Genomic DNA, 20,862 nt, shown 5'->3' with positions numbered 1-20,862 from the left:
CACCCGTGAAAGAGGGTTCCACCGTGCTGTCTCTCGTCCTGCCCAAGGGCTCCCTGGAAAAGGCCACCCTGGCCCTGTTCGACGCCGCCGACCTCACCGTCCGGCGCACCTCCGACCGCGACTACCGCGCGCAGATCGACGATCCGCGCATCGACCGCGTCCGGGTGCTGCGTCCCCAGGAGATCCCGACCTACCTGGAGCAGGGGCTGTTCGACCTCGGCATCACCGGCCGCGACTGGATCACCGAGACCGACTCCGACGTGGTGAGCCTCGGCGAGCTGAAGTACTCCAAGGCCACCTCCAACCCGGTCCGCGTGATCATGGCGGTGCCGCAGGACGCGCCCTGGCAGAGCGTCGCCGACCTGCCCGAGGGCGTGCGGATCTCCACCGAGTTCCCGGCCATGACCAAGCGCTTCCTGGAGCAGCACGGCGTCAAGGCCACGGTGGTGCCCTCCTACGGCGCGACCGAGGCCAAGGTCCCCGACATCGTGGACGCGATCGTCGACCTGACCGAGACCGGCTCCTCGCTGCGCAAGAACGGCCTGCGCATCCTCGACACCCTGCTGACCAGCTACACCGAGCTGGTCGCCAACCGCGAGGCCTACGAGGACCCGGCCAAGCGCGCGGCGATGGAGGACGTCGCGCTGCTGCTGCAGGGCGCGATCCGGGCGCGCGGCAACGTGCTGCTGAAGCTGAACGTGGCCGCCGCCGACCTGGCGGCCGTGCTCGGCATCATGCCGGCGATGGCCTCGCCCACCGTGACCTCCCTCGCCGGCGGCGAGAGCAACGCGGTGGAGAGCGTGGTCGCCAAGCGCGGCGTCAACACGCTCATCCCGGCCCTGAAGGCGGCCGGCGCCCACGACATCCTCGAGATCCCGATCTCCAAGATCGTTGACTGAGACGCCGACCCTGCCGACCGTGTGGCGCCCGCGCACCACACGCGTCGTCGCCTACGCGACGGCGGGTGCGATCATGCTCGGCCTGATCGTGCTCGCCGTCGTGGTGGCGCCCCAGTTCAAGCTGTTCGACCGCGTCATGATGGTGCTGTCCGGCGTGCTGATCGGCTGGATCCTGCACATGCTGGCCCGCTGCCGCGTGATCGCGACCGAGCAGGGCCTGACGGTCGTCAACGCCTTCCGGACCCGCCGCCTGGCCTGGGCCGAGGTGGTGGACGCCGACATGGGCGTCGGCGAGCCGTGGCCGACCCTGGACCTGGCCGACGGCACCTCGGTCGGCGCGATGGGGATCAACGGCACCGAGAAGGCCCTGGCCGCCCGCCAGCTGGCCGAGCTGCAAGCCCTCCTGCACGAACACGGCGAGGCCCCCGACCCCTCCTGACCGGGCTCGGGTGGGCCATGATGGCGTCCATGGAGCACATCGCGGTGATCGGGGAGGCGGTGGCCGACGCGTTCCTGCCTGGTGGCGAGGCCGGGGGCGGGGACGGGTTGCGGCTCGCTGTGCGGGCGGGCGGTGGGCCCGCCAATACGGCCGTCGCGCTTGCGCGGCTCGGGACGCCCGCGCGGTTTCTCGGGCGGCTCAGTGATGGGCCGTTCGGGCGGTTGTTGCGGCACCATCTCGTCTCGTCCGGCGTGGACGTGTCGGGGTGCGTGGACGCGCCCGAGAACGCCACGCTCGCCGTCACCGCCATCGACGCCGCCGGGCAGGCCGGGTACGACTTCTACGCCGGGGGCACCGCCGACTGGCAGTGGACGCGCGCCGAGCTGGCGGCGCGGCGGCCCGACGCGGCGGCGTGCGTGCACACCGGGTCGCTGGCGCTGGTGCTGCCGCCGGGCGGGCCGCTCATCGAGGACCTGCTGACCGAGGTCCGGGACAGTACGACGATCTCGATCGACCCCAACGTGCGGCCCGGCATGGTTCCGGCCGCCGACTACCGGGCGCGGCTCGGGCGCTGGACGCGGCTGGCCGACGTCGTCCGGCTGAGCGAGGAGGACCTCGCCCACCTCGCGCCGGGCAAGCGGGCCGAGACCGTCTGCGACGCCTGGCACCGGGACGGGGTGCGGCTGGTGGTGGTCACGCGCGGGCAGGCCGGGGTCACGGCGTCGCTGGACGGGCGGCGGGTGAGCGTCGACGCGCCGCCCGTCGAGGTCGTGGACACCGTGGGCGCGGGGGACGCGTTCATGGCCGGGCTGCTGCACGCCTTCCGGCACGGCGGGTTCCTCGGCGGGCGGCTGGAGGCGCTGACCGAAGCGGACCTGGAGCGGGCGCTCGGGTTCGCCACCGGCGTCGCGGCCGAGACCTGCCGCGTCCCGGGAGCCGACCCGCCGTGGGCCGAGCGGCTGGACCCTGCCGTCCGCGCCTTGTCGATGCCCGGTCGCGCATAGTGTTCAGCCGGGTCCGCGGCGCCTCTTCGGACGCAGGGCCCGCCGCGCGCCGTACTTTTTCAGGCGACGCGTGACCAACCGTGCGGACTCGTGGTCTCCAGCGGCCCTGAACAGGGAGGCTGCGCGTTCAGCAGCGACGCGAGCCCGGTCATTTCGGTGGGCATGGTGCAAAGCCTGACTCAGGTTCATCAACGCCATGGCCTCGGAATGGCCCTTGCCCATTTCACGGAAGTGGTCTGCGACCGTTGTGAGAAGTTCGATCGCCTCGGCGTACTTCTTGGACGCCGCCAGCGCCATGCCCAGGTCACCGGTGGCTTCGACGGCCGCTTCCCCGTCGCCCACCGCTCGGTAGCGGTCGGCGGCGCGCCGGAGGAGCGGGATCGCTTCGTCGAACTTCTGGAGCGTGGCCAGCGCCATGGCCCCGTTGTGGCACGCCTCGGCTTCGCCCCTTGCGTCGCCATGCCGCCGGTACAGGAGAGCCGCCCGCTCGTGCGCCGCGATGGCCTCCCCGCCCGCTTCCGCATCCTGGAAATCGTTGCCCAGTTGGTCGAGGGCGTTCGCTTCGCCGCGCGGGTCGCCTAAGAAGTGCATGAGGTCGGCGGCACGCTCGTGCAGTTCACGTGCCCGGTCGATGTCGCCGATGACGCGCAGGGCGATCCCCAGGCCGATCATCGTCTTCGCCTCGTTGGGTCGGTCGTGCTGCTGGCGGAAGAGGGAGAGCGCCTGGCCGAAGACGCGGACGGCCTCCGCGGCCTCTCCGACGTCGATGAGGAGGGAGCCCGTGTTGGTCAGCGCCAAGGCCAGACCTCGTGGATTCGACAGCGCGTGGTGCAACCGACCGGCGTCCTTGTAGGCGCGCAACGCCTGCTCGGGGGCGCCGAGTTCCCGCATCGCGTTGCCCAGGTTGGTCAAGGCCAGGGCTCGGCCGTGCGGGTCGTTCACCGCGGTGAACTCCTCGTCCGCCTGGATGAAGCAGCCGGCCGCGTCGGCGGGCCTGCTCTTGTCCAGGAGTACTGTTCCCAGATTGCTCAGCGTGGTCGCGGCGGCCTGCCGATCGCCGGTTCCACGGTAGTGGCCGAGGGCGCGGCGGTAGGCGTCGGCGGCCTCGTCGTACGAGCCGGCCTGGACCAGTGCGTTGCCGAAGTTGTTACAGGCGTGACCTGCGGCCTGCTGGTCGCCGATCCTTATCGCGACCTGTTCCGCAAGAGGGAACAACGTGAGCGCCTCGTTCAAGTGCCGACGCAGCTCCAGATAGTCGGCCAGGCTGAGCGACGTCTGCACACAGATCCCGGGACTCCGGTCGGCCGAGAGGCCGATCGCGGCCATCAGGTTGGGCAATTCCGCATCCAGCCATGCCAGCTCGTGCGCGGGGCCGTCGGGCTGTGGAGCGGTCTGGACCGCCCGGGCGGGGACCGAGCCGTCCGATCCACGCTCGGCCATGCGAGGATCGAGCCGGTCGCAGGCGGCGTTCGTCGCGTCCAGGTAGTACCGCAGCAGCCGGTCCAGCGCCGGAGCCCGCCCGTCGGCTTTGGCATGGGCCCGCCCGAGTTCGGAGGAGTGCAAGCGGACCAGGTCGTGCATCTGCCATCGACCGTAGAGGGCGCCCGGTTCGGTGAGGTGGGCCCTTGCCAGCTCCTCCAGCACCTGCCGGGCCGGGGCGCGCTCCCATGAGGCGGCCGCGGCCACCGCGTCGATGGACACGTGAGGCCCCGGGTTGATGCTCAACAGGCGGAACAGGAACCGTTGGGCGTCGTTCAACGCGTTGTAGGAAAGTTGGAACACCGCGCGTACCTTCAGCTCTCCGTACTGGAGACGGCTCAGCCGTGTCCGTTCGGCATGCAGCTCGGCGGCCAGATGATCCAAGGGCTTGGTCGGATGGGCGGTCAGCAACGCCTTGACGATGACCAGGGCCAAGGGCAGCCCGTCACAGAGCCTGACGATCTCCAGGGCGTCGGCTGGCGCCCGGGTGACCCGCTGGTCGTCCGGGCGCGCGTGCCGCAGCTGGCGCTCCAGCAGTGCCACCGCCGCGGCGGAGCCGAGGGGGTGCAGGTCCATGAGGCGCGCGTCCAGGGCGGCCATGATGTGCCGGGAGGTCACCAGGGCGGCCCCGGCGTTGGGCAGCAACGGCCGGATCGACTCCGCCGGAGGCGCGTTGTCGAGCACGACCAGCACCGGCCGGCCCTGCTTGGCGTACTCCGCCAGGATCGACCGGTACATCGTCGCCATGCCGTCGGCGTCGGAGGGGATGTGCTGGTGGGGGACGCGCAGATCGTGCAGCAGGCGGGTCAGGACCGCCGTGACCGGCAGGCGCGCCCCGCCCTCCTGGTAGCCCTGGAGGTCCACCATCAGCGCCCCGCCGGCGAACCATCCCCGCTCCAGGGCCCGGTGCGCGGTTTGCAGCACCAGTTCGGTCTTGCCCACCCCGGCCAGGCCCGCCACCGCCGCGACGCGGACCCGCCCCGGCTGCGGGGCCGCAGGGGCCAGCACGCTGAGCAGGCCGTCCAGTTCGGTCTCTCGCCCGACGAAGTGGGTCGCCGGGGTGGTCAGACCGTACAACGACGGGGCCACGACCGGCGGCAGTGTCAGGGTGATGTCCCGGCCCATGATCACCGGCCCGATCACCACGCCCGAGAAGGTGTTCCGCACGCCGTCGGCACTCATCGTGACCACCTGTCCGAGGTTCCGCGTCCCCTGGCCTTCATCATGCAGGTAGAAGACGGCCAACGGAACGGGACCGGGGCCTGGTGGGCTGACGGTCAGGACGCGGCGCGGAACTCGCTGGTGTCGCCGTCCGGCCACGTCATCGTGAACGCGCCGGACGTCGGCGGGCCCGCCGACGTCCCCGTCAGCTTGTTCTCCCCGCAGTCGATCGCGAAGCGGTAGGGGCCGCCGCCGTCGACCGTGCCCGTGCACTCCCGGCTGCTCTTGAAGCGCAGGCCGCCCTTGGCGTCCACAGTCAGGGTGGTGCCGCCCGCGCCGGGCGACGCCCCTTCGCCGCTGCGCCAGGTCCCGGCGAACGGGTGGCCCGCCGGGGCCTTCTTCTCCTCGCCGCCGCAGGCGGTCAGCGCGGCGGCCAGGAGGGGGACGGCGAGCAGTGGGACGAGGGTTCTGCGCATCAGTCGACGTTCGCCCCGGCCGGAACCTCCGGGACGCGGTAGGCGCTCATGGTCCGCACGCCGAAGCCCCAGTTGAGCATCTTCGCGGCGTCGGTGAAGCGGGCCTGCTCGTTGGTGGTGGAGCTGTTCAGCACGACGCCGAGCAGGTTGCGGTTGCCGCGCCGGGCGGTGAACAGCAGCGAGTACCCGGCCGCGTTGGTGGAGCCGGTCTTCACCCCGGCCGCGCCGCTGTAGGAGCCCAGCAGGCGGTTGGTGTTCCGCCAGTAGTACGCCTTGTGGTAGCGGTTGGCGGGCAGGTTGTAGGTCTTGCGGCCCACGATCGCGCGGAACTCCTTGCCCAGCATCAGGTAGTGGCCCAGCCTGATCTGGTCGCGCGCGGTGGAGTTCGTCGACGTCGCCGACGGCCAGGGCAGCCCGTCGAAGTTCGCGTAGGTGGTGCGCGACATCTTCAGCGCGCGGGCCGTCTTGTTCATCTTGGTGACGAACCCGCGCCAGCCGGGGCCGTAGGCGTCGGCCAGCACGTAGGCGGCGTCGCAGCCCGAGGGCAACATCATCGCGTTGAGGAGCTGGCGCACCGTCAGCCGGTCGCCCGCGCGGAGCCCGGCCGAGCTGCCGCCCTGCCGGAAGGCGTAGTCCAGGTGCTTCTGCTTGACGGTCAGGACGCGGTCGAGCCCGCCGCTGCGCAGCACGACGGCGGCGGTCATCACCTTGGTGATGCTGGCGATGGGGCGGCGGGTGTCGGCGGCCCGGTTCCAGCGGGTCTTCTTGCCGCCGATGTCCCACAGGTAGGCCGACTTCGCGCCGACCCCGGCGGGCCCGGCCGCGGCGTCGGCGGTGAGCGCGGGCACCGCGACCAGCGGGGCGGTGGTGACCACCGCGATCGCGCAACGTCCGGTCCAGCGTGCTGACGCCCTCATGTCGACCCCGTTCCCTCGGCCCCCGCGGGCCCCGCGAATGAACTACGGAGCGTGGCAGGCCGCCCGGACGGGGGCAAGCAGATCACCGCAATCGTGATCAAAAAGCGGTCCACAGGGTGGCCGCGCCCGCGCCGACGAGCGCGACCGCCCACACCCGGTCGAGGTCGAACCAGGCGCGGCGCAGCACCGCCAGCCCCACCACCTCGTACACCAGCACCGCGATCAGCCCCGCGACGGCGAACATGGCGAGGGTGTGCACGCCGGTGACGAACAGCCCGGCCGACAGGTCGCCGCCCAGGCCGTGGTCGTGGCCTTCGGGGGCGGGCGCGGAGGTCAGCACGGGCAGCAACATCAGGCCCGCGCCGTGCACCGACGACATGAGGAACGACCAGCCGGCGAGCTGGAGCAGCGAGATCTTCATGCCGACCCAGCGGAAGTGCCGCCGCGACAGCAGCCGCCACAGTCCGAACGCCGTCAGCAGCAGCCCGCCGCCGATCGCGACGGCCTGGGCCGCGACGACCGACCGGGTGAGCGCCACCAGCACCGCGACCGCGCCCACCGACGCGGCGTGCCCGGCGGCGATGGCGGGCAACGACTGCAACACCAGGGCGCGGCTGCGTTCCTGGAGGCCCCGGGCGACCGCGAACAACCACCCCATGCCGGGGTTCAGTCCGTGGAAGGCGCCCAGGGCCACCAGGGCGGCCAGGGAGCCGTCGGTCACGGGTAGCAGTAGGAGTCGGAGGAGGCGTCGCCGCCCTGGAGGCGGGTCTGGTGGGGGCGGCGGCCCCGGAAGTCGGCGCCGTTGGGGAAGAAGCGCTCGTCGAAGGTGAAGCCGCCGGGGGTGGAGTCGAGCTTGGCCATCCACGCGCCGACGCCGTCGGGGTAGAACTGGTCGTCCCACGACCCGTACAGGGAGTTGGTGACGTAGACGCGCTTGCCGTCGCGGCTGACCTCGACCATCTGCGGGCCGCCCGCCAGCGGCACGTCCGGCTGCGCCGGGTGCGGCGTGCGGTTCACGATGCCGCCGATGCGCACCGAGCCCGCCTCGACGGGGTTGAACGGGTCGGACACGTCGTAGCGCTTCAGCTCGCCGGTGCCCCAGCACGAGACGTAGAGCCACTGGTCGTCCACCGACAGGTCGATGTCGGTGACCAGCGGCGGGACCGCGCCGAATGGCTGGATGACCGGCGGCAGGTCCGCCGCGTCGGCCGGTTCGGCGGGAATGGTGATGACCTTCTTGGCCGCCCACGCGTCGCCGTCGCGGTGCCACACCCACACCGACGCCGACAGGTCCTCGACGCTCACCACCACGCCCACGAACCCGTACTGCTTGGTCGGGTCGTGCGCGGGCCGCAGCTCCAGGACCATCTGGTGCTCGTCGCCCAGGTCCACGGTCTGGACGTGCTTGCGCTTGCGCAGGTCCCAGAAGTGCAGCGCGTGGCCGTACTTGCGGCCGAGCAGCAGCTCGCCGACCACGCCGTCCTCGACCATCGACGGGGTGCCCCACTCGGAGGTCACCAGCACGTCGTGGGCGATGTGCCACCAGGCGTCGTAGGCGAAGTGTTGCGGCCCCCGGTCCACCTCCCAGCGGCCCCGCACCTCGAACGAGTCGTGGTCCAGCAGCGCGATCCCGCCCGGCCCGTCGTTGCCGTGCGCCCCGCCGAGGGCCGTCACGTACAGCCCCTCCGGCCCGCAGTGCACGGTGTGCGGGCGCGAGTAGCCCGCCTTGTCGGCCAGCTCCTCCGGCTCGATCACCTTGACGATCTCGGGGGAGGTCGGCTTCTCCTTGGTGTCGATGACGTAGATCCGCGACGACCGCAGCCCCGGCACGATCAGGTAGCGGCGCTCCACGTGCGGGTGCGGCGCGTACGGGCACAACGCGCTGCTGCACGCGTTCCACCCGAAGTGGTGCAGCTCGTCGCCGGTGAAGGGCAGCTCGGTCCAGCCGACGACCTCCCCGTAGGAGGCCGAGTCCGGATCGACGTCCAGCACCGCGATGGCGTCGGGCTCGGTGGCCGACCGGTCGAACGCGGCCACGTAGGCGAGCTTCTCCGGCGGCGCGGCGACCGCGTCCCGGGGGGAGGCGTAGAAGGTGGGGTCGGGCTTCCAGAACGCCATGGGGGTCCTTATCTGACGGTGACGGGGTGCCGCACGACCGCCCCGAAGAGGTAGCCGAGGGTGTTGTAGGGGGCGACGTCGGGCTGCCGCGCGCCGGTCTCGTCGGTGGCGCGCGCCAGCAGCTCGTACCGCCCGGCGGCGCGCGGCCGCCACGGCAGCTCCCAGCGCACCCAGCCGCGCGCGTGGTTGGGCCCGCGCAGGTGGGCGGGCCGCCAGCTCGCGCCGCCGTCCACGCTGACCGACACCCGCCGGACGCGCCCGTTGCCCGACCAGGAGCGGCCGTGCAGGACGTGGGCGCGGCCCGCCGCGAACGTCGCGTCGAACGGCAGCTCGAACGCGCTCTTGACGTTCATCCGGGTCAGCGGCGCGCTGCCCTCGGCGGGCTGGTCCGGCCCGAACAACCGGTAGTAGCGGGTGTTCCACGGCGAGAACAGCGGCCGGTCGGCCACCTCGATGTCGCCGAGCCACTTGACGGAGGCGATCCCGACCCACGACGGCACCACGAGCCGGACCGGGAAGCCGTGGTCGGGCGGCAGCGGCGCGCCGTTCATCTCGTAGGCGAGCAGCACGTCCTTGAGGGCCTTGGCGAGCGGCAGCGGGCGGCGCACCCGGCCCAGGTTCTCGCCCTTGTCGACGTAGTCGGCGTCGAGGCCGCGCGGCAGCAGGTCGACGGCCCGCCGGGTCAGCCCGGCGCGCTCCAGGACGGTCGCGAGCCGCACCCCGCGCCAGCGCGCGACGCCGACCGCGCCCCGCCCCCAGGGGGTGCCCGACACCTGCTGCCCCTGCTGGGAGGCGTAGAAGCTGCGGTTGTTGCCCGTACATTCGATGAACGCGGTGAGCGTCTCGGCGCGCATCCGGAGCAGGTCCTCGTAGGAGAACTCGACGGGCCGGTCCTCGCCAGGGGAGCCGTGCAGACCGGTGCCCCACAACTTCAGCCGCCAGGTGCGCGCGTCGATCAGCGGCGTGGCGACGTGGTTGCGCACGAAGAACCGGTCGTTGGGCGTGGTGTAGCCCTGACCGCGCATCGCCTCCCACCGCATCTCGGCGTTGGTGCCCTGCGGGACGAACAGCTCCGGCGGCAGCGGCTTGACGATCCCGGTGGCGGGAGCGGCGGCCGGTGCCGCGAGCGCGGGGGCGGCGGCGCGCGCGGGATCGGCGAGCACCACGCCCAGGCCCGCACCGGCCGCGCCCGCCGAAAGGCGGAGCAACCCGCGCCGGGACAACGCTCCGGGGTGGGCCTCTTCTGCACGGATCTGCTCGTAGACGGCCTCGTCGGTCAGGTCTGCGTCCATGCCCATGATGCTGCTGATCTGCGCGCTTGAAGTCAACTTTCCCTACTGAATTAACATGATTTTTGGGTTGTAGCCTGTGTGACGTGGCCGACACCCCGACCGTCACCTCGCCAGCGGAACTGGCCGAGCTGCTCGACCGGCACGCCTACCTCTGCGACGACGGACTGGCCACCGCCTGCTTCCTCGCCCTGCGCATGGGCCGGCCGCTGTTCCTGGAGGGCGAGGCGGGCGTCGGCAAGACCGAGCTGGCCAAGACGCTGGCGGCGGTGCTCGGCGCGCCGCTGATCCGCCTCCAGTGCTACGAGGGCCTGGACGCCTCGCAGGCCCTCTACGACTGGGACTTCCCCCGCCAGCTCCTGCACCTGCGCGCCGCCGAGGCCGCCGGGGCGCGCGACGTGGCCGCGCTGGAGGGCGGGCTGTACGACCGGCGCTTCCTGCTGGCCCGGCCGCTGCTGCGCGCGCTGGAGACCGCGCCCAGCGTGCTGCTGGTGGACGAGATCGACCGTGCCGACGACGAGTTCGAGGCGTTCCTGCTGGAGGTGCTGAGCGACTTCACCATCACCGTGCCCGAGTTCGGCACCATCCGCGCCGAGCGTCCGCCCGTGGTCGTGGTCACCTCCAACCGCACCCGCGAGGTGCACGACGCGCTCAAGCGGCGCTGCCTGTACCACTGGCTGGAGCATCCCTCCTTCGACCGGGAGGTCGCCATCATCCGGCGGCGGCTGCCCGACGCCGCCGCGCGGCTCGCCGGGCAGGTGGCCCGCGCCGCACAGCGGTTGCGCGACGCCGACCTGCTCAAGCCGCCCGGCGTCGCCGAGTCGCTCGACTGGACCGAGGCGCTGCTGGCGCTCGGCGCGCGCGACCTGGACCCCGATCTCGCCGCCGTCACGCTCGGCACGGTGCTGAAGTACCGCGAGGACCAGGACCGGGTGACCGCGCGCGGCCTGGACGCCCTGCTCAACGGGGGGTGACGCGTGCAGGACGTGGTCGCCACCGTCACCGGGTTCGCGCGGACGCTGCGCGCGGCGGGAGGCAGCGCCGATCCGGAGCGCGTCCAGACGATGGTGCGCGCGCTCGACCATCTCGACGTGCTCGACCCGGTGGACGTCTACTGGGCCGGACGGCTCACCCTGTGCGCCGACCCCGACGACCTGGCCCGCTACGACCGCTGCTTCGCCGCCTACTTCTCCGGGGCCGTCCCGCGCCCCGGCCGCCGCGTCCCGCCGCCGGTGGTCGTGCGGCGCGCCGCCGTCCCGCAGGCGCGCGACAACGGCGGCGAGGAGCGCGACGAGAACGCCGAACTGGCCACCGCCAGCGGCGTGGAGGTGCTGCGCGCCCGCGACGTGTCCCGCCTGACCGCCGCCGAGCGCGCCGAGGTCAACCGGCTGATCGCCTTGCTGGACGCCGCCGCCGACCGCCGCCGCTCCCGCCGCTTCGCGCCCGCGCCCACCGGGCGGCTCGACCCCGGCCGCACCGTCCGCGAGACGTTGCGGCGCGGCGGCGAGATCTCGCTCCTGCGGCACCGCGCGCACCGCACCCGGCCGCGCCGCGCGGTGCTGCTGGTCGACGTCAGCGGCTCCATGACCCCCTACGCCGACGCCCTGCTGCGCTTCGCGCACGCCGCCGCCCGCTCCGGCGGCCGCACCACCGAGGTGTTCAGCGTCGGCACCCGGCTGACCCGTCTGACCCGCGAGCTGCGCCACCGCGATCCGGACGCGGCGATGGCGGCGGTGTCGGCGGCGGTCCCCGACTGGAGCGGCGGCACGCGGCTGGGCGAGGAGCTGAAGGAGTTCCTCGACCGGTTCGGGCAGCGCGGCATGGCGCGCGGCGCGACCGTCGTCATCGCGTCCGACGGCTGGGAGCGCGGCGACGCGGAGCTGCTCGGCGCGCAGATGGCGCGGCTGCGGCGGCTCGCGCACCGGGTGGTGTGGGCCAATCCCCACAAGGCCCGTCCCGGATACGAACCCCTCACGGCGGGCATGAAGGCCGCACTGCCGCATCTCGACGACTTCGTGTCCGGGCACAGCCTGGCGGCGCTGGAGGAACTGGCCCGCCTGATGGGAGGCGCACATGCGTGACGTGCTCGGCGACATCGCCGCCTGGTACACGGCCGGGGAGACCTTCGGCCTGGCCACGGTGGTCGACACCTTCCGCAGCGCGCCCCGCCCGCCCGGCGCGGCCATGGCGGTGTCACCGGGCGGCGAGGTCGCCGGGAGCGTGTCGGGCGGCTGCGTGGAGGGCGCGGTCTACGACCTCGCGCAGCGGGTCCTGGCGAGCGGCGAGCCGGTCGTGCAGCGCTACGGCGTCAGCGACGACGACGCGTTCAGCGTGGGCCTGACCTGCGGCGGCGTCCTGGACGTGCTGGTCGAGCCGGTCGGGCCCGCGACCTTCCCCGAGTTCCCGCAGGTCGCCGCGTCCATCCGCGGGCACGAGCCCGTCGCGGTCGCCACCGTCGTCGCCGGGCCCGGCCGCGTGGGGGCGCGCCGGGTCGTCTGGCCCGACCGCGCGTCCGGCTCGCTGGCCCCCGGCGAGCCGCACGCCGCCCGGCTCGACGCCGCCGTGGACGACGACGCGCGCGGGATGCTCGCCCAGGGCCTCACCGGGCAGCGCCACTACGGCCGCCAGGGCGAACGCCGCCTCGACGAGCTGGCGGTGTTCGTGCACTCGTTCGCGCCGCCGCCCCGGATGCTGGTGTTCGGCGCGATCGACTTCGCCGCCGCCGTCGCCCGCGTCGGCAAGTTCCTCGGCTACCACGTGACGGTGTGCGACGCGCGCCCGGTGTTCGCCACCCGCAAGCGCTTCCCCGACGCCGACGAGGTCGTGGTGAAGTGGCCGCACAAGTTCCTGGACGAGGCCGTGCGCGAGGGCGGCGTGGACGGGCGCACCGCCGTCTGCGTGCTGACCCACGACCCCAAGTTCGACGTGCCGCTGCTGGAGGTCGCGCTGCGCACCCCCGCCGGGTACGTCGGCGCGATGGGCTCGCGCCGCACCCACGAGGACCGGCTCGCCCGGCTGCGCGAGGCGGGCCTGACCGACGCGGAGCTGGCCCGGCTGCGCTCGCCCATCGGCCTCGACCTCGGCGCGCGCACGCCAGAAGAGACGGCGGTGTCGATCGCGGCGGAACTGGTGCAGCTGCGCTGGGGTGGTTCGGGCCACCCCCTCACCGACACGGACGGCCGCATTCACGGGGAGATCCCCGCCGGGCCCGAGCGCGCGGACTAGGCTCGAACGATGACCCTGCACGGTGCCGACCTGCCCGCCGGACTGCTGCTCGCGGCGGGGGAGGGCAGCCGCCTCGGCCGCCCCAAAGCCCTGGTGGAGCTGCACGGCGAGCGCCTGGTGGACCGGGGCGTGCGCACCCTGCGCGAGGGCGGCTGCTCCCCGGTGCTGGTGGTGGCGGGCGCGGCGACGGTCGAGGTGATCGGCGCGGTCGTGGTGCCCAACGACGACTGGCGCAGCGGCATGGGCTCCTCGCTGCGCGCCGGGCTGGCCGCGCTGCCGCCGGGCTGCCCGGCCGTGGTGGTCGCGCTGGTGGACCAGCCCCTCGTCACCCCGAGGGCGGTGGGCCGCCTGATCGAGGCGTACGAGGCCGGGGCGCGCGTCGCCGTCGCGACCTACGGCGGACGCCCGCGCAACCCGGTGCTGTTCGCCGCCGAGCACTTCGCGGCCGTGGCCGAGGCCGCTCGGGGCGACGTCGGCGCGCGGGAGTTCCTGCGCGCCCACCCCGACCTGGTGACGCCGGTGCCGTGCGACGGCGTGGCGGCCCCCGACGACATCGACACCCCCGCCGACCTGGCCGCCCTCACCGACGGCTGAGCCTCACCCCGCGCCCTCCGCCGCCGTGCGGCTCCGGGCCGCCGCCTGTTCGTAGCGGGCGAAGGTGTCGATGACCATCCGCCGCTGCTCGGGCGTCAGGGGCTCCAGCGCCTCCCGCCAGGCGCTCGCGCCGGTGGCGAGCCAGGCGTCGATGGCCGGGCGGTGCGCGTCGGCGATCGCGATGATGGCGCGCCGCCGGTCGGCGGGGTCGGCGCGGCGCTCCAGGATGCCCTGCCGCCCCAGGTCGCCGACCATCAGGCTGACGGTCGCCGGGGCCACCTCCAGCCGCTCGGCCAGCGCCGACACCCCGAGCGGCCCGTCGAACAGCAGGAACGACAACAACGACAGGTGCCGGGGCGCGAGGTCGAACGAGCGCAGCGCCTCCGGGATCTTGATCTTCTTCACCGTGCCCACGATCCGGGGCATCGACAACAACATCGTGCGGACGGCCGCCGCCAGGTCGGCGTCCGGGGGGTCCACGGGATCGTGCGTTGACACCGCTGCGCGCTCCAAATAGCTTTGACCTCAAAATAGCTTTACTTGCAAAGCAAATCTGCCGTACGCCGTCAGGATACGAGGTCCCCCCATGTCCCAGCCGTTCACCAACGAGCAGATCATCGCGGAGTTCCGGGCCAACGCGGGCCGGGTCGGCGGCTTCTTCGCCGGGGCGACGCTCCTGCTGCTGACCACCACCGGCGCGCGCAGCGGCCGCCGCCGCACGACGCCGGTGATGTGCACGCCCGACGGCGACCGCCTGCTGGTGTTCGCCTCCAACGGCGGCGCGCCCACGAACCCGGCCTGGTACCACAACCTGCTGGCCGAACCGCAGGTCACCGTGGAGATCGGGGAGGACGGGGAGGTGGCGCGCTTCGAGGCGACCGCCGTCCCGCTGCGAGGCGACGAGCGCGACGAGGTGTACCGGAGGCAGAGCGAGCTGGTGCCCGCCTTCGCCGAGTACCAGCGCGGCACCGACCGCGTGATCCCCGTCGTCGCGCTCTACCGGGACGCGCACGCCCAGGCCGGTGCCGCAGGCGAGTTCCTCGTGAAGGTGCACGAGCAACTGCGGCGCGACCTGGCGGCCCTGCGCGAGACGGCCGTCCACCAGAGCGGACGCCCGTCGCCCGACCTGGTCGAGCAGCTCCGCGCCCGTTGCCGCACCGTCTGCGGGGCGCTGACCGAGCACCACGGCAAGGAGGACTCCGTCTTCCCCCGGCTCCAGGAGCACGCCCCGGAGCTGGCCCCCGCGCTGGACCGGCTGCGCCGCGAGCACGTCGTGGTGGCCCGCCGGAAGCAGGAGCTGCTCGACCTCGTCGAGAGCCAGGAGACCGCCGACGATCCCGCCCGCTTCGCCGCCGAACTCGACCGGCTCATCGGCGAGCTGGAGGACCACTTCGACTACGAGGAGAAGCACCTCGTCGCCGCTCTGGACGACATGCTCGGCTGAGGATCGGGCCTTGCCGGGACGGGGGAGCGGTGTTAAGCGGGAAGGATGACGCCACCTCGCCCGTCCCGGCGCGCCGTCCTGCTGGGCGTGCCCGCCGCGTTGGCCGCCGGGTGCGGAGGGGACGCGCGGAGCACCGCCCGCTCCGCCGCCGCGCCGCTCACCGCCGACGAGCGGCGCAGCCTCGCCACCCTGAAGGTGCTCGACGCCGCGCACCCGCTGCTGTCGATGACCCTGTACGGCCCCTACGACCCGATGCGGCAGATCGCGCTCGCCCCGGTGCGGGACCGGCCGTGGGCCTGCTCGCTGTTCCTGGCGGGCGAGGGGCCGCAGGGCCCGCTGTTCGGCCGCAACTTCGACTGGGACGCCAACGCCGCGCTGCTGCTCACCACCGTCCCGCCGCGCGGCCCGCGCACGATCTCGATGGTGGACGTGTCCTATCTGGGCATCGGCCGTGAGGCCGCCCGCCGCGCCACCTCCGACGCGGCGGTCGGCCGCAAGCTGCTCCAGGCGGTCGGCATCCCCTTCGACGGCATGAACGAGCACGGCCTCGCGGTCGGGATGGCGGCGGTGCCCACCGGCGAGCCGCCCCGGCTCGCCGGGCGGCCGGTGGTCGGCAGCGCCCGCATCCAGCGCCTGGTGCTGGACCGGGCGCGCACCGTCGAGGAGGCGGTGGCCGTCTTCGCCCGCCACAACGTGGACTTCGGCGCGGACGGGCCGCCGCTGCACTACCTGCTGGCCGACCGGAACGGCGACTCGGCCGCCGTCGAGTTCGTGGACGGCCGCTTGCGGACCGTTCCCGGCGCCGGGAACTGGCACGACATGGTCAACTTCGTGCTCGCCACCACGCCCGGCGAGCGCCGCGCCGACGACCGCCGCTACCGCGCCATCGCCGAGCGGATGCGCGCCACCGGCGGGCGGCTGGACGTGGACGGCGCGATGGACCTGCTGCGGAAGGTCGAGCAGGCCCACACCCGCTGGTCGGCGGTGTACGAGCTGCGCGGCGGGACCGTGCACCTGGCGCTGGACCGCGACTTCCGGCGGCGGCGCACCGCCCGGCTCGCCCGATGACCGCTTCGCCGCCGCCCGCCCGCCGCGCCCCGGCCTAGGATCGGATTCCCCACCCACAGCGGAGGTCACCGTGCCCAAGCCGCGTCCCGGTTATCTCGACCAGCCCCGCACCGCGCAGATCATGAAGTACGGCACCGTCGCGCACGTGGCGCTCTACCAGGCCACCGGCGGCGCGCTGGGCCGCCGGTTCCGGCTGGGCTCGCGCCGCTGGCGCGGCGCGCCGCCGGTGTGCCTGCTCACCACGGTCGGCCGCAAGTCCGGCCGGCACCGCACCGTGCCGCTGCTGTACCTGGCCGACGCCGAGCGCGTGGTGCTGGTGGCGTCGCAGAGCGGCCTGCCCCGGCACCCGGCCTGGTACCACAACCTGGTCGCGAACCCGAACGTGCTGGCGCAGGTCCGCCGGTACCGGCGGCCGATGCGGGCGCGCACGGCCGACGCCGCCGAGCGCGCGGCGCTCTGGCCCCGGCTGGTGGAGATGTACCCCGACTTCACCGACTACGAGGCGTGGACCGAGCGCGAGATCCCGGTGGTGATCTGCGAGCCCGCCTGAGAGCAGTGCGGGCGCTGATCAGTGCAGGGCCGACTCGGGCAGCACGCTCTCGTCCAGCGCGCCGCAGTCCACCGCGCGGCGCAGCCGCCCGACCAGCGCCTTGACGGTGGCGGGCTCGTCCATGACGCCGTTGCCAGTGGCGGCCTGCTCGTGCCAGGCGCGGACCCGGCCGATGACCTCGTCCACGCCCGTCAGATGGAAGCCGTAGACGGCCGCGTACCGGCTGGGCAGGTGCGCCGGGTGCATGTCCCAGCCCTGGTAGAAGCCGTGCCGCAACGAGTGCCGCACGTGCGCGGCGTGCACCGCCCACGCCTGGTTGACCTCGTTGGGGCCGTCGTCGCGCGGGATCACGTTGGTGGAGCCGTCCGACAGCCGGACGCCGGTCCCGGCGAGGGTGACCTGCATGACGTGCCGGGCGAAGTCGCAGGCCGGGTGGTCGAGGCGCTGCTCCTGCGGCGGCAGCCCGCAGGCGGCGGTGTAGTCGAACACCCCGAAGTGCGCGGCGGTCATGCGGCCCTTGGCGGCGCCGACGATGGCGCGCAGCCCGATCCGGCCCTCGTGGTCGACGATCGCCTCGGTGGTCTCCACCTGCACCTCGAAGCGCAGGATGCCGCCCGGCAGGCCGAGCGCGGTCTCCAGCTCCTCCAGGTACTCCACGAACAGCGCGACGTGCTCGGCCATCACGACCTTGGGGAAGGTGATGGTGAACCCGCCGGGCAGCCGCCCCAGCCGGTCGCGCAGCGCGGTCAGGAACGCGTCCAGGGTGCGCATGGCGCGCTCGTGGCCGCCGTCGGCGAAGGACTTGACGCGCAGCCCCCAGTAGTGCGGCAGGTTCTTGACCTCGTAGGCGGCCGCGACCGCCTCCACCACCTGGGCGACGTGCGCGTCCTCCTCGGCGTCGGAGCGGACGCCGTAGCCGTCCTCGAAGTCGATGCGCACGTCCTCGACCGGCTCGCCCGCCAGCTTGGCCGCGACGCGCTCGCGCACCAGCCCGGCGATCTCGGGGTCCAGGCCGAACGCCGAGCCGAACGAGCCCGCGCCGGGGGTGTGGGTGTTGAGCAGCCGCAGCCCCTCGGCGCCGAAGTCGGCGGGCGTGGTGGGGGAGAAGCGGTCGGCCGGCACGTAGACGGTGTGCACCGGCTGGCGGCCCGACGCCGTGCCCGGGAAGTGCTCCGCGTGCTCGTCGCGGACGGCGGCGATGCGGGCGGACAGGTCGTCGATCGAGGAGACGCTGAGGTTCACCCCGTCATGATCCCCCAAGATCGCATTTGTGGCATCCCGGGCGGCGGTCCTTTTCGTCCGGTCCCTGTCATCTCGTCGTCAACCCGCCGTCAACCGGTCGCCGCCAGCGCGCGCAGCGCGTCGGTGAAGACGGACGCGGGCGGCTCCACCAGGCCCGCGCCGACCTGGCCCGTCCCGGCGGCGCGCCCGGCGATGCCGGTGTCGATGACGGGCAGCACGCCGGTGCGCACCACCCGCGTCACCTCGATCCCGGCCGGGGTGCCCCGGAACGACAGCAGCGGCACCCGCAACGCCGGGTGCTCGGCGAGCGTGATCTCGTACATGCGGCGGGTCGCGGCGATCGCCTCGGGCACCTCGCCGCCGACGAACCGCACGATGGCGGGCGCGGCGGCCAGCGCGAACCCGCCCATCCCGGCGGTCTCGGTGATGGCGGAGTCACCGATGTCGGGGTTGGCGTCGATGGGTCCGTAGGAGCCCAGATAGAGCCCGTCGGGCACCCCGGCGGGGCCGGTGAACCAGCGGTCGCCGGTGCCCGACACCTGGATGCCGAAATCGGTGCCGTTGCGCGCCATCGCCACCACCAGGCCCGAGCCCGGCACGTCGCGGGCGGCGTCGGCGGCGGCCTTGGCGGCGGCCATGCCGACGTTGAGGAAGAAGTGCTCGTTGCCGCCGACGAACCGCAGCGCCTCCGCGACCTCCGCCGACCCGCCCGACGCGACCAGGTCGGGGGCCAGCTCGCGCAACAGCAGCGCCGACGCCGCCCGGTTGCGGTTGTGCAGCTCGTCGCCCATCTGCACGGCCTGCGCCATGAGCGGCAGCAGCTCCAGCGGGCCGTGCCGCCGCACCGCCGCGCGCAGCAGCGGGCCGAGCACCGCGCCCATCCAGCGCAGCCGCTCGATGACCTCCGGGCCGTAGGCGCCGTACCGCAGGACCTTGCCCAGGCCCTCGTTGAGCGAGCAGCAGGCGGTGCCGCCGTGCTCGGCGTCCTCGACCACCAGCATCCACATCGACGGGCTCACCACGCCCGCCATCGGCCCGACCGCGCCGTGGTGGTGGCACGGCTCGAACGTCGCCGCGCCGCCGTCCAGCGCCCGTTCGGCCGCCTCGGGCGTGTCGGCCAGGCCCTCCAGCAACATCGCGCCGACGAGCGCGCCGCGCATCGGGCCGGACGCCCGCTCCCACTCCAGCGGCGGCCCGGCGTGCAGGAACGTCCCCGGCTCCAGGCCGAGGACCTCGCGCGCGGGCCGCACGTCCACCAGGTGCGGGCGGGCCGACAACATGCGGCCGACGGCGCGGGCGTCGGCCTCGGCGCGCCCGGGACGGCCCAGGACGGCGGCGAGGTCGTCCCCGGTGCCGGGCGGCGGGGGACGCCAGCGGACCCGCTCCACCGGCACCGCCTGGTCGGCCAGGGCGTCGGCGAGCACGTCCACGCCCGCCGCCACCACCGTCGGCTGCCGGGTCAGCAGGCCGCCCAGGCGCGGCGCGTCGGCGGGCATCTCAGGGAACACCGTCCTTCCCCTCGGCCAGCCGCACGGCGTGCCGCGCGGCCTGCGCGTTGGACGCGAACACCGCCGCGCCCGCGTCCCGGAAGGCCCCCGCCTGCCGGTCGCGGTCCTGCGGATCGGCGGGCACGCCGCACAACGACACCACCGCCGCCAGGTCGGGACGCGCCGCGAGCGCCGCCGCCAGCGCGGGGGCCAGCGACGCCGCCGGGGCGGGGTCGGCCCCGTGGCCCAGCACGACGTCCAGCAGCAGCACCCCGCACGCGGGGTCGGCGGCGTGCTCGGCGAGGGCCGCCAGCCGCAGCGCCGGGTCGATCATCGGGTGCGCGCGGCCCCGGGTGTAGGCGTCGTCGCCGAAGTCGATCAGCCGGTGCCCGGCCGCCGCCAGGTCCCAGCCGAGCGCCGCGCCCGCGATCAGCGCGGCCTCGTCGCGCAGCGTGCCGCCCGCGAACAGCCCGCGCAGCGCCCCGCCGCCCGGCCGCGGGCGCGCGTGCGGCGCGGGCCAGCGCGGCCAGGCCGGGACGGGGCGGCCGAGCAGCGCCAGCGCCCGTTCCACCGCCTGCGTCAGGTCGTCCTCGCCGGGGCCGGGCAGCGCGAACACCACCGGGGTGTCGAGCCGCCGCGCGGCCTCGCGGATCAGGTCGGCGACGCGCGGCGCGGGCGGCTTGGACACCACCACGATCAGCGCGGTGCCCGGATCGGCGTCCAGCGCCTTGAGCGCGGCCAGCGCCGACCGCCCGCTGACCTCCGGCGACAGGTCCCGGCCGCCGACGCCCAGCACGTGGGAGACGCCGGTCCCGGCCGCGTCCAGCAGGCACATCACCTGCTGCGCGCCGGTGCCGGAGGCGGCGACGACCCCGACCGGGCCGGGCCGCACCGCGTTGGCGAAGCCCAGGCCCGCGCCCGCCACCACGGCGGTGCCGCAGTCGGGGCCCATGACGATCAGGCCGCGCCGCGCGGCGGTGTCCTTCAGCGCGATCTCCTGCGCCAGCGGCACGTTGTCACTGAAGATCATCACGTTGAGCCCGGCGTCCAGCGCGTCCATCGCCTCGGGGAACACGTGCGGGCCCGGCACCGACACCAGCGCCACGGTCGCCTTGACGCGCGCCGCCGCCGACGCGACCGTGCGCGGTGGAACATCCGCGCCGAGCAGGCCGTCCCCGGGGGCGGGCCGGGCGTCCAGGACGTCGCCGAGCGCCGCTCGCGCGCCGTCGAGCGCGGGCTCGCCGTCGGCGCGGACCGCCACCACCAGGTCGGCGGGCCCGGCGTCGTCCGGCACCGCGAAGCCCAGGTCCGCCAGCATCCGCCGGTTCAGGTCGGTCGCCATCGCCGCCATCGCGTCGCTGACCCCGGCCAGACCGCCGAGCCTGCGGCTGACCCGCATCAACGTCACCGAATCGTGGTAGGCGCCCCGCCGCACCTCCACGAAGTCCGTCATGCTGTGTCTCCCGCGGA

20 protein-coding genes are annotated in these 20,862 nt (G+C 74.1%); 10 read left to right on the top strand and 10 right to left on the bottom strand.

The features are described 5' to 3' along the window. The first annotated feature begins 23 nt into the window (after positions 1 to 23). Genes hisG through AH6_RS11500 form a run of 3 tightly spaced genes read left to right on the top strand, consistent with a single transcriptional unit; the run spans position 24 to position 2,342 of the window. Positions 24 to 899 carry an ATP phosphoribosyltransferase gene (hisG, locus tag AH6_RS11510; RefSeq protein ID WP_067478132.1) on the top strand — a complete coding sequence of 292 codons (876 nt, stop codon included), beginning with the start codon at positions 24 to 26 and terminating at the stop codon, positions 897 to 899. Continuing rightward, positions 892 to 1,338 (top strand): PH domain-containing protein, encoded by a 447-nt coding sequence (locus AH6_RS11505; protein WP_067478129.1) that lies wholly within the window; start codon positions 892 to 894, stop codon positions 1,336 to 1,338. Before hisG ends, AH6_RS11505 begins: the two co-directional genes overlap by 8 nt. Before the next feature lie 29 nt (positions 1,339 to 1,367). Continuing rightward, positions 1,368 to 2,342 (top strand): carbohydrate kinase family protein, encoded by a 975-nt coding sequence (locus AH6_RS11500; protein WP_218005780.1) that lies wholly within the window; start codon positions 1,368 to 1,370, stop codon positions 2,340 to 2,342. 3 nt (positions 2,343 to 2,345) lie between these two features. Here AH6_RS11500 and AH6_RS11495 read toward each other — a convergent pair whose 3' ends face one another. The 6 genes from AH6_RS11495 to AH6_RS11470 form a co-directional block, all read right to left on the bottom strand. Continuing rightward, positions 2,346 to 5,066, bottom strand: a complete 2,721-nt coding sequence (locus AH6_RS11495; RefSeq protein ID WP_157431410.1) for a tetratricopeptide repeat protein — start codon at positions 5,064 to 5,066, stop codon at positions 2,346 to 2,348. 32 nt (positions 5,067 to 5,098) lie between these two features. Next, positions 5,099 to 5,458 carry a hypothetical protein gene (locus tag AH6_RS11490; protein ID WP_067478122.1) on the bottom strand — a complete coding sequence of 120 codons (360 nt, stop codon included), beginning with the start codon at positions 5,456 to 5,458 and terminating at the stop codon, positions 5,099 to 5,101. Further along, the gene (locus AH6_RS11485) at positions 5,458 to 6,375 is read right to left on the bottom strand and encodes a D-alanyl-D-alanine carboxypeptidase family protein (protein ID WP_067478119.1); all 918 of its coding nucleotides are present in this window, start codon (positions 6,373 to 6,375) and stop codon (positions 5,458 to 5,460) included. Before AH6_RS11485 ends, AH6_RS11490 begins: the two co-directional genes overlap by 1 nt. A gap of 97 nt (positions 6,376 to 6,472) precedes the next feature. Next, entirely contained in the window at positions 6,473 to 7,096 is a 624-nt protein-coding gene (locus AH6_RS11480; RefSeq protein ID WP_067478116.1) for a hypothetical protein, read from the bottom strand. Further along, on the bottom strand, positions 7,093 to 8,493 hold the full coding sequence (locus AH6_RS11475) for a selenium-binding family protein (RefSeq protein WP_067478115.1): 1,401 nt from the start codon (positions 8,491 to 8,493) through the stop codon (positions 7,093 to 7,095). Before AH6_RS11475 ends, AH6_RS11480 begins: the two co-directional genes overlap by 4 nt. 8 nt (positions 8,494 to 8,501) lie before the next feature. Further along, positions 8,502 to 9,785, bottom strand: a complete 1,284-nt coding sequence (locus AH6_RS11470) for a sulfite oxidase (RefSeq protein ID WP_083982644.1) — start codon at positions 9,783 to 9,785, stop codon at positions 8,502 to 8,504. Between the two features lie 83 nt (positions 9,786 to 9,868). Here AH6_RS11470 and AH6_RS11465 point away from each other — a divergent pair, with 83 nt between their 5' ends. From AH6_RS11465 to AH6_RS11450, 4 genes are read left to right on the top strand one after another with little or no spacing between them, the layout of a single operon-like run. Beyond that, entirely contained in the window at positions 9,869 to 10,756 is an 888-nt protein-coding gene (locus tag AH6_RS11465) for an AAA family ATPase (RefSeq protein ID WP_067478113.1), read from the top strand. Between the two features lie 3 nt (positions 10,757 to 10,759). Beyond that, positions 10,760 to 11,863, top strand: coding sequence for a vWA domain-containing protein (locus AH6_RS11460; RefSeq protein WP_067478111.1), 1,104 nt, complete (start codon positions 10,760 to 10,762; stop codon positions 11,861 to 11,863). Further along, on the top strand, positions 11,856 to 13,007 hold the full coding sequence (locus tag AH6_RS11455; protein ID WP_067478108.1) for an XdhC family protein: 1,152 nt from the start codon (positions 11,856 to 11,858) through the stop codon (positions 13,005 to 13,007). Before AH6_RS11460 ends, AH6_RS11455 begins: the two co-directional genes overlap by 8 nt. A 9-nt stretch (positions 13,008 to 13,016) precedes the next feature. Then, positions 13,017 to 13,601: a nucleotidyltransferase family protein gene (locus tag AH6_RS11450; protein ID WP_067478105.1), complete on the top strand. Its 585-nt coding sequence runs from the start codon at positions 13,017 to 13,019 to the stop codon at positions 13,599 to 13,601. Positions 13,602 to 13,604: 3 nt separating this feature from the next. On the opposite strand, the gene AH6_RS11445 is transcribed toward AH6_RS11450, so the two are convergent. Next, the gene (locus AH6_RS11445) at positions 13,605 to 14,081 is read right to left on the bottom strand and encodes a MarR family transcriptional regulator (RefSeq protein WP_245679273.1); all 477 of its coding nucleotides are present in this window, start codon (positions 14,079 to 14,081) and stop codon (positions 13,605 to 13,607) included. Between the two features lie 106 nt (positions 14,082 to 14,187). Between AH6_RS11445 and AH6_RS11440 the strand changes: the two genes are divergently transcribed. From AH6_RS11440 to AH6_RS11430, 3 genes are all read left to right on the top strand, one after another. Further along, positions 14,188 to 15,045, top strand: a complete 858-nt coding sequence (locus AH6_RS11440) for a nitroreductase/quinone reductase family protein (RefSeq protein ID WP_067478103.1) — start codon at positions 14,188 to 14,190, stop codon at positions 15,043 to 15,045. Positions 15,046 to 15,090: 45 nt separating this feature from the next. Beyond that, complete coding sequence (locus tag AH6_RS11435; protein ID WP_067478101.1) at positions 15,091 to 16,113, top strand: carcinine hydrolase/isopenicillin-N N-acyltransferase family protein; 1,023 nt, start codon at positions 15,091 to 15,093, stop codon at positions 16,111 to 16,113. 70 nt (positions 16,114 to 16,183) lie between these two features. After that, on the top strand, positions 16,184 to 16,663 hold the full coding sequence (locus AH6_RS11430; RefSeq protein ID WP_245679272.1) for a nitroreductase family deazaflavin-dependent oxidoreductase: 480 nt from the start codon (positions 16,184 to 16,186) through the stop codon (positions 16,661 to 16,663). An 18-nt stretch (positions 16,664 to 16,681) separates the two neighbouring features. On the opposite strand, the gene AH6_RS11425 is transcribed toward AH6_RS11430, so the two are convergent. From AH6_RS11425 to AH6_RS11415, 3 genes are all read right to left on the bottom strand, one after another. Further along, a complete protein-coding gene (locus AH6_RS11425; protein ID WP_067478099.1) occupies positions 16,682 to 17,905 on the bottom strand; it encodes a DUF6986 family protein in 1,224 nt (407 codons plus the stop codon). 89 nt (positions 17,906 to 17,994) lie between these two features. Then, on the bottom strand, positions 17,995 to 19,413 hold the full coding sequence (locus tag AH6_RS11420; RefSeq protein ID WP_245679271.1) for a YlbE family protein: 1,419 nt from the start codon (positions 19,411 to 19,413) through the stop codon (positions 17,995 to 17,997). Beyond that, positions 19,403 to 20,845, bottom strand: coding sequence for an AllF/FdrA family protein (locus AH6_RS11415; RefSeq protein WP_067478096.1), 1,443 nt, complete (start codon positions 20,843 to 20,845; stop codon positions 19,403 to 19,405). Before AH6_RS11415 ends, AH6_RS11420 begins: the two co-directional genes overlap by 11 nt. Positions 20,846 to 20,862 lie beyond the last annotated feature (17 nt).

This window comes from Actinomadura hibisca NBRC 15177 (assembly GCF_001552635.1).
Classification (GTDB): Bacteria; Actinomycetota; Actinomycetes; order Streptosporangiales; family Streptosporangiaceae; genus Spirillospora; species Spirillospora hibisca.
Note: the sequence above shows the minus strand (reverse complement) of the source record. Positions and strands in the feature narration are given on the sequence as shown.